The 7487-nt window shown below is 59.9% G+C and carries 8 protein-coding genes; 5 read left to right on the forward strand and 3 right to left on the reverse strand.

Annotated features, from left to right (window positions below; all coding sequences use genetic code 11):
* The first annotated feature begins 2 nt into the window (after positions 1-2).
* Positions 3-335 carry a chaperone modulator CbpM gene (locus tag Q4Q11_RS18985; protein WP_112512244.1) on the forward strand — a complete coding sequence of 111 codons (333 nt, stop codon included), beginning with the start codon at positions 3-5 and terminating at the stop codon, positions 333-335.
* 64 nt (positions 336-399) lie between these two features.
* On the opposite strand, the gene Q4Q11_RS18990 is transcribed toward Q4Q11_RS18985, so the two are convergent.
* Entirely contained in the window at positions 400-789 is a 390-nt protein-coding gene (locus Q4Q11_RS18990; RefSeq protein WP_498570481.1) for a DUF930 domain-containing protein, read from the reverse strand.
* A 287-nt stretch (positions 790-1076) separates the two neighbouring features.
* On the opposite strand from Q4Q11_RS18990, the gene Q4Q11_RS18995 reads away from it, so the two are divergent.
* Positions 1077-3170: a S9 family peptidase gene (locus Q4Q11_RS18995; RefSeq protein WP_498570482.1), complete on the forward strand. Its 2094-nt coding sequence runs from the start codon at positions 1077-1079 to the stop codon at positions 3168-3170.
* 21 nt (positions 3171-3191) lie between these two features.
* Entirely contained in the window at positions 3192-3713 is a 522-nt protein-coding gene (locus Q4Q11_RS19000) for a DUF1697 domain-containing protein (protein WP_498570483.1), read from the forward strand.
* Positions 3714-4020: 307 nt separating this feature from the next.
* Here the strand turns inward: Q4Q11_RS19000 and Q4Q11_RS19005 are convergent, their stop codons facing one another.
* A complete protein-coding gene (locus tag Q4Q11_RS19005) occupies positions 4021-4281 on the reverse strand; it encodes a ribbon-helix-helix domain-containing protein (protein WP_112512240.1) in 261 nt (86 codons plus the stop codon).
* A 95-nt stretch (positions 4282-4376) separates the two neighbouring features.
* Here Q4Q11_RS19005 and Q4Q11_RS19010 point away from each other — a divergent pair, with 95 nt between their 5' ends.
* Together Q4Q11_RS19010 and Q4Q11_RS19015 are read left to right on the forward strand one after the other, a co-directional pair.
* On the forward strand, positions 4377-5882 hold the full coding sequence (locus Q4Q11_RS19010; protein ID WP_498570484.1) for a protein adenylyltransferase SelO: 1506 nt from the start codon (positions 4377-4379) through the stop codon (positions 5880-5882).
* Between the two features lie 73 nt (positions 5883-5955).
* On the forward strand, positions 5956-6489 hold the full coding sequence (locus Q4Q11_RS19015; RefSeq protein ID WP_498570485.1) for a hypothetical protein: 534 nt from the start codon (positions 5956-5958) through the stop codon (positions 6487-6489).
* A gap of 130 nt (positions 6490-6619) precedes the next feature.
* Here Q4Q11_RS19015 and bla read toward each other — a convergent pair.
* The coding region (gene bla / locus Q4Q11_RS19020; protein WP_498570486.1) for a class A beta-lactamase at positions 6620-7487 on the reverse strand (868 nt) is incomplete at its 5' end.

Consider the following 7487-nt stretch of genomic DNA (forward strand, 5'->3'; position numbering starts at 1 on the left):
CGATGAACGAGAGCGAGTTTCGACTGCACCTCCGGATCGAAACCACGGTCCTGGAGGTCTGGATATCGCAGGGCTGGGTCGTGCCCGAAATCACCGATCAGGGGCGGAACTTCCGCGAGGCCGATATCGCGCGCGGCCAGCTCATTCTCGATCTGAGCAGAGCGATGGGCGTCAACGAACCTGGCGTCGATGTCGTCATGGATCTGGTGGATCAGCTTCATAGCCTCAGAGCGACGCTGCGCGACCTGACGGATGCGGTGTGCCGGCAGCCGTCCGATGTGCAGAACCACATCCTGTCGGAGCTGACCCGCATTGAATCGCTGAGACGGCGATAAGGCGGGGACCATCTTGGGATAGAATGTAGCCGCCTTGAAATCGTGTCGAGGCGGCTCTAAGCCCTCAATCGTAGAGATAATGCTCCTGCCAGGCGTCGCGCGGCACCTTGTCGCCGATCTGATAGCTCAGATCGCGGACATGGATGTGCTTGGGGCCAGTAATGCAGCTGTAGGAGAGATGATACCAATCGCCCTTGCTGCGAAAGACGGCACCGGGCGCATTCATCGCGTCCGGCTTCATATCCGGATCGCCGAATGTGTAGGCAATCACCTTGTCGGGCCTGAAACCCGTCTTGTCCGCACCGATCCGCTTCATGGCCTCCGCATCGCATGCCTGCTCCATTCGCTCCGAAGGATCGAGCTTCTCCAACTGCTTCTTCATGGCCGGATCGACGGCCAAGGCGGAGGTAGCGATACAAGCCAATGGAATCAGGATGGCGAAGAGTTTCAGCATGAAGACCGGTCCCTTGCATTGTTTTGGATTTGAGTGCGTTCGCTCCATCGTGGAAGGTCTTGACCGCCTTCATGTCGACGCACTGTATGCCGACTTCGGTAAAGAATGTGGTCTCATCAAGGCAGCCCCCCAATCCGGTCTCCCGCAAGCTGCCTGTTCGGATGAAGCTACCGTTCGCTGCTTGCATGAAACTTGAGGAACGGACTTGCCGCTTGAACGTCGCCCCGCTGCCCTCTATTTCTCTCTTCACTTCACATCCGACTTTCACATCACAGAAAGCGCCCCTCGTGTCAGTTTTCAAGAATCTCCCCACCCCGCCTGCCGCTCCGAAAAAACCATTCACGGATACACGCCACGGCATTACTCGCACCGACGACTATGCCTGGCTGCGGGCCGACAACTGGCAGGCGATGTTCAAGGACCCCTCGATCCTGGCGCCGGAAATCCGGTCGCATCTGGAAGCCGAGAATGCCTACATGAACGCTGCGATGGCGGACACGAAGGAGCTGCAGAAGGTTCTCTTCGGCGAGATGAAGGGCCGCATCAAGGAAGACGACAGTTCGATACCGATGAAGGACGGTCCCTATGCCTATGGCACGTTGTTCGTCACCGGTGGCGAGCAGCCCCATTTTTTCCGCGAGCCGCGCAATGGAGGCGAGCGCAAGCTGCTTCTGAACGGCGACAGGGAAAACGAAGGAAAATCCTATTTCCGCCTTTCCGGCCTCGACCACTCCTCTGATCACAGCCACGGCATCTGGGGCTATGACGACAAGGGTTCTGAATATTTCACGCTGAAGATCCGGAATTTCGAGACCGGCGAAGATCTGCCCGACGTGATCGAGAATACCGGCGGCGATGCCGTATGGGCGCCCGACGGCAAGAGCTTCTTCTACACGCTGCAGGACGAAAACCACCGCCCCTCGAAGATCTTCCATCACATCATCGGCACGCCGCAGTCGGACGACCGGCTCGTCTATGAGGAAGAGGACCCCGGCTTCTTCATGGGCGTCGGCGGTTCGCTGCTCGACGATTACATTTTTATCGACATCCACGATCACGAGACCAGCGAATACCGCATCATCCCGACCTCGGATCTCACCGCCGAGCCCAAGATCGTTGCCGAGCGCGAGACGGAAATCGAATATGAGATCACCGAGGGCGGCGACGTCTTCTACATTCTCACCAACGACGGCGATGCCAAGGACTTCAAGATCATGGAGGCGCCGGCGGAGAATCCGGGCAAGCAAAACTGGCGTGAAGTCGTACCTCACAAGCCGGGCACGCTGATCCTCAGCCATCTCGCCTATGCCCGCCATCTCCTCTGGCTGGAACGCAAGGACGGCCTGCCGCGCATTGTCATCCGCGACCGCCGCACCGGCGAGGAGCACGCAATCGCCTTCGAAGAGGAGGCCTATGCGCTTGGCCTGCAAGGGGCTGCCGAATACGACACGGATGTCATCCGCTTCTCCTATTCCTCGATGACGACACCGAGCCAGCTCTACGACTACAATATGGTGACGCGCGAGCGCACCCTCTTGAAGACGCAGGAAGTGCCTTCCGGCCATAATGCGTCGGACTATGTGACGCGCCGTGTCTTCGCACCCGCATGGGATGGCGAGACCGTGCCGGTGACACTGCTTTATCGCAAGGACACGCCCCTCGACGGCTCGGCCCCCTGCCTGCTCTATGGTTATGGCGCCTACGGCGTTACCATCCCCGCCGGCTTCAACACCAATTGCCTGTCGCTCGCCGATCGCGGCTTCGTCTATGCCATCGCCCATATCCGCGGCGGCAAGGAGAAGGGTTTTGCCTGGTACGAAGACGGCAAAATGGAGAAGAAGACCAATACCTTCAAGGACTTCATCGCTGCAGCCGACTATTTGAATCAGGAGAAGTTCACCTCCTACGCGAAGATCATCGCCGAGGGCGGATCGGCCGGCGGTATGCTCATGGGTGCCGTCGCCAACATGGCGCCGGAGAAATTCGCCGGCATCATTGCTGCCGTACCCTTCGTCGATGTGCTCAACACCATGCTCGACGACACTCTGCCGCTGACACCGCCGGAATGGCCGGAATGGGGCAATCCGATCGAGAGCAGGCAAGAGTACGAGCAGATCGCCGCCTATAGTCCCTACGACAATGTCGGCGAGAACCCCTACCCGCCGATTCTCGCGCTCGGCGGCCTCACCGACCCGCGCGTCACCTATTGGGAACCGGCAAAGTGGGTCGCCAAGCTGCGCGACAAGACGACGAGCGACGCGCCCATCCTGCTGAAGACGAACATGGATGCCGGCCATGGCGGCGCCTCGGGCCGCTTCCAGCGACTGGAGGAAGTGGCGTTCGAATACGCCTTCGCCGTCAAGGTCGCCGGGAAGATGTAGGCCGAACGACGGGAGGAAACCATGACCGTCTTTGTCGCCCTGCTCCGTGCCGTCAATGTCGGCGGCACCGGCATGCTGTCCATGGCCGATCTCAAGGCATTGTGCGAAGAGATCGGCTTTCAGGATGTGCGCACCTATATCCAGAGCGGCAATGTGGTCTTCCGCGCGGAAGCGGAGGAGGCGGCGGTGCAAGCTCAACTTGAAAAGGCGCTGGCGGCCAAGATGGGCAAGTCTTCGGGCGTGATCCTGCGCAGCCGCGAGGCTCTGGAAAGGGCGGCGGAACATTCGCCCTTCCCGCATGCCAAGCCAAACTACCTGCTGGTCACCTTCTTGCAGGACGAGCCACCGGACGATGCGGCCACCAAGCTCGTCGCACCGGGCGGCGAAGAGGTGCATATCGCCGGCAGGGAGATCTACGTGCATTATCCCGATGGCTCGGGCCGCTCGAAGCTGAAGCTGCCGGCCTTGAAGGTGGGCACGTCTAGAAATCTCAATACGGTGCGCAAGCTTGCGGAGATGGCGCGGGAGCTGGAAAACGACTAGGGACGTGCCGCAAGCGTTGCGTAGTCTCTGCTTCCGAAGAAGATGTTGGTAATGCGCACGCGCTCCTCTTCAACCCCATAGAGAATGACGACGCTGCGCTCGAAGACAGCCATTCTTATTCCTGCGCCGAGATCAGGGCGAGCAACGCCACCGAGGGGCGCATCGCCGATTTTTGCACATCTGTTCCGGATGCGCTTGATATAGGCGAGCGCTGTATCCCTGCTTTTGGTCCAGCACGTAGCCGAATATCGACTGAAGATCGGCTTTAGCCGTTTCGCGAAATACAACGGAATATCGCTTCATACGGTTACTGTTTTTCCGCAGCCAGCGTCTCGATCCAGCTATCGATGTCTTGCATGCTTAGATCTGGCCTGGGATCATCGAGCGATGTTTTTACTCTCTGTCTGATCGCTGCGATCCGCTGCTGATATTCCTCTTCTTCCCGCAGCCAGACCCGGACTGCCGCCCGTAACACCTCGCTCGTAGAGGCATAGCTGCCCGCATCGACGCGAGCCTTGATCGCAGCCACCATTTCGCTGGGGAGCGAAATGCTCAGTTTCTCGTTCATCGCAAAGCCCTCACATCTGGTAGGATAAAGTAGGATGATTTCCTACCTGGAGCAAGCGCCTTGCGCCACCTCCTGGTCGGCCCTACCTTAGGAGCATGAGCTCTCCTCTTCACGATGACACCGCGCTTCGAGCGCCGCCGATCGCCTTCGACAACAGCTACGTGCGCCTGCCGCCGCAGTTCTTTGCTGACCAAGCGCCGACGCCGGTTGCCGCGCCACAGCTGATCAAGTTCAACGAGGTGCTGGCGCGGGAGCTGAGGCTGGATGTGGAGATGCTGAAGCAAAATGCGGCGGCGATCTTTTCCGGTAACGAGCTGCTGCCGGGATCGCAGCCGATCGCCATGGCCTATGCCGGCCACCAGTTCGGCAATTTCGTTCCGCAGCTCGGCGATGGCCGCGCGATCCTGCTTGGCGAGGTGAAGGATCGCAACGGCGGGCGCCGGGACATCCAGCTCAAGGGTCCGGGACCGACGCCCTTTTCCCGCCGCGGCGACGGCCGCGCAGCACTCGGCCCCGTTCTACGCGAATATATCGTCAGCGAGGCCATGCATGCGCTTGGCATTCCGACGACGCGGGCGCTTGCTGCCGTGATATCAGGAGAACCTGTTTATCGCGAGGAAGTGCTGCCGGGCGCGGTGTTTACTCGGGTGGCGGCGAGCCATATCCGCGTCGGCACCTTCCAGTTCTTTGCGGCGCGGGGCGATACGGAGAGCGTGCGGACCCTGGCGGATCATGTCATTGCCCGGCACTATCCCGAAATCAGAGACCGCAAGAACCCTTATCTTGCACTGCTCGAAGCCGTGGCCGATCGGCAAGCTTCATTGATCGCGCGATGGCTGCATGTCGGCTTCATTCATGGCGTGATGAACACCGACAATATGACTGTATCGGGTGAGACGATCGATTTCGGTCCCTGCGCCTTCATGGATGCCTACGATCCGGCGACCGTGTTCTCGTCCATCGACCGTAATGGCCGCTATGCCTATGCCAATCAGCCCGCCATCGGCCAATGGAATCTGGCGCGCCTCGGCGAAACACTGATACCGCTGATCGACCCCTCCGTCGACACGGCGATCGAGATGGCGAATGTCGTCATCAAAGCCTATGGCGAGCGTTTCCAGTCCTATTGGCTTGCCGGCATGCGCGCCAAGATCGGTCTTGCGAGCGAAGAGGAAGGCGATCTGGACCTGATCCAGTCGCTATTGGCGACGCTGCAGCAGCAGGGCGCTGATTTCACCCTCACCTTCCGCCGGCTTGCGGCACTCGCCGCGGACGAGGACGTGACCGATTTTGCCGCCGCATTCAACGATCCACAAGCCGTTGCGCCCTGGCTGGAACGCTGGCGTGAACGGCTTGCTCGCGATTTGCAGACCCAGTCGGCACGCGCAGCAGCGATGCGCAAGGTCAATCCGGCCTTCATCCCCCGCAATCACCGAATCGAGCAAGCCATCCAAGCTGCCGTGGAAGATGCTGATTTCTCGTTGTTTGAGGCCCTGCTGAAGGTGCTTGCGACCCCTTACGAGGATCAGCCTGCTTTTGCGCCTTATGCCGAGCCGCCATTGCCGGCGGAGCGGGTGCTTCAAACCTTCTGCGGCACCTGACGAGGCTTGAGCGCACAAGCCCCGGACAGGCTTTCGGAGTCATCGTCATCTCGACCCGTAGGGAGATATGACGATGAAGGTGCATCACGGTACGCGGAATTATTTCAGCACGCCGATCCGCAGCCAGCAGAGCAGCGACGGCGACGACAGCACGCCTTTCTCGCTGCCGGACGATGGAAGTGGCCAGCAGGACGATTCGCAGGGACCGTCCATTTCGTCCGGTGGCGTCCCCTCCTCCATTTCATCCGGCTTCTGGCTTAGCCAGTTCGGCGAAGCATCCTCTTCGACTTCGAGCTCCACCGATGACCAGTCAGGCTCAAGCGCTTCCGGTAGCAGCTTGGCTGGGTCAAGCGGGCAATCCGATCAGGATCTTCTCGACGAGTTTGCCAAATGGGCAAATATGACGCCGGCGCAGAAAATCCGCGAACAATACCTCGATGCGCACGGCCTGACGGAAGATTCCTTTAAGTCATTGTCGGCTGACGACCAGAAGGCGATCAACGACCAGATCGCCAGCGAGATCAAGCAAAAGCTCGGTGCCGGCAACGCCGATGGTGATGGCGACCAGGAAACGGACAGCGCGGCCTCGGCACTATCCCTGGTCTAGCGCGTGTCGCAGCTTTGATCTTACGCATGTCACGCAACATGCCTTGGGCAAATTGCCAGACTACATGAAGACGATACGATCCTGATTCACATCATGATCGTATCGTCTTGTTTTTATTGACTATATTCCACTATTGCCCAACCATGCCAACGACGATCTTGCCGATCTCGGCAAAGACCGTCTCGACATCCTTCGCAGGCGCGGTTGCATCGGCAACAAACGTCGTGACCAGAACGGGGCCGCGGTCCGGCGGCCAGATCACGGCGATATCGGCGTAGGAGCCATTGTTGCCCGTACCGGTCTTGTCGCCGGTCTTCCATTCCTTCGGCAGGCCGGCGCGCAGCCGATTATTGCCCGTGGTATTGGCAACCAGCCAGTTGACCAACTGATCCCTGGATGTTTCCGAGAGCGTATTGCCGAGCGTCAGAAGCCCGATGCTGTCAAGCATCGCATCGGGGGTCGTCGTGTCGCGAGGGTCGTCCTTGGCGGCCTGGTTGACATCCGGCTCGTTGCGATCGAGGCGGGTCTCGGTGTCGCCCGTCGTGCGCAGCCAAGAGGTCAGTGCAGCAGGCCCGCCGAAGCTTTCGAGGAGAAGATTTCCGGCCGTATTGTCGCTCAGCGTGATCGCGGCGCCGCAGAGTTCCCCGACGGTCATACCATCGGTATCGGCGTGTTTTTCGGTCGCCGGTGAATAGGTGACGACCTTGTCCTTGCCATAAGTGACGCGGCGGTCGAGCTTTTCCATGCCCTGATCGACGCGCGCCAGCACGAAGCCGACGGCAAGCGCCTTATAGGTGCTGCACAAGGGAAAGTGCTCCTCCTGGCGATGGCCGAGGGAAATGTTGGTTTCGGTGTCGAGCACGGAGACGCCGAGCCGGCCGCCGGTCTTCTTTTCCAGATCGGCGAGCTGCTTGTCGACATCATCGGACAGCTGCGAATTGTCCTGCGATGCGCCTTCCGTTCCTTGGCCGCCAGCGTCGGGCGCTGCCGAATTATCC

Source organism: Rhizobium sp. UFLA01-1127 (genome assembly GCF_059803845.1).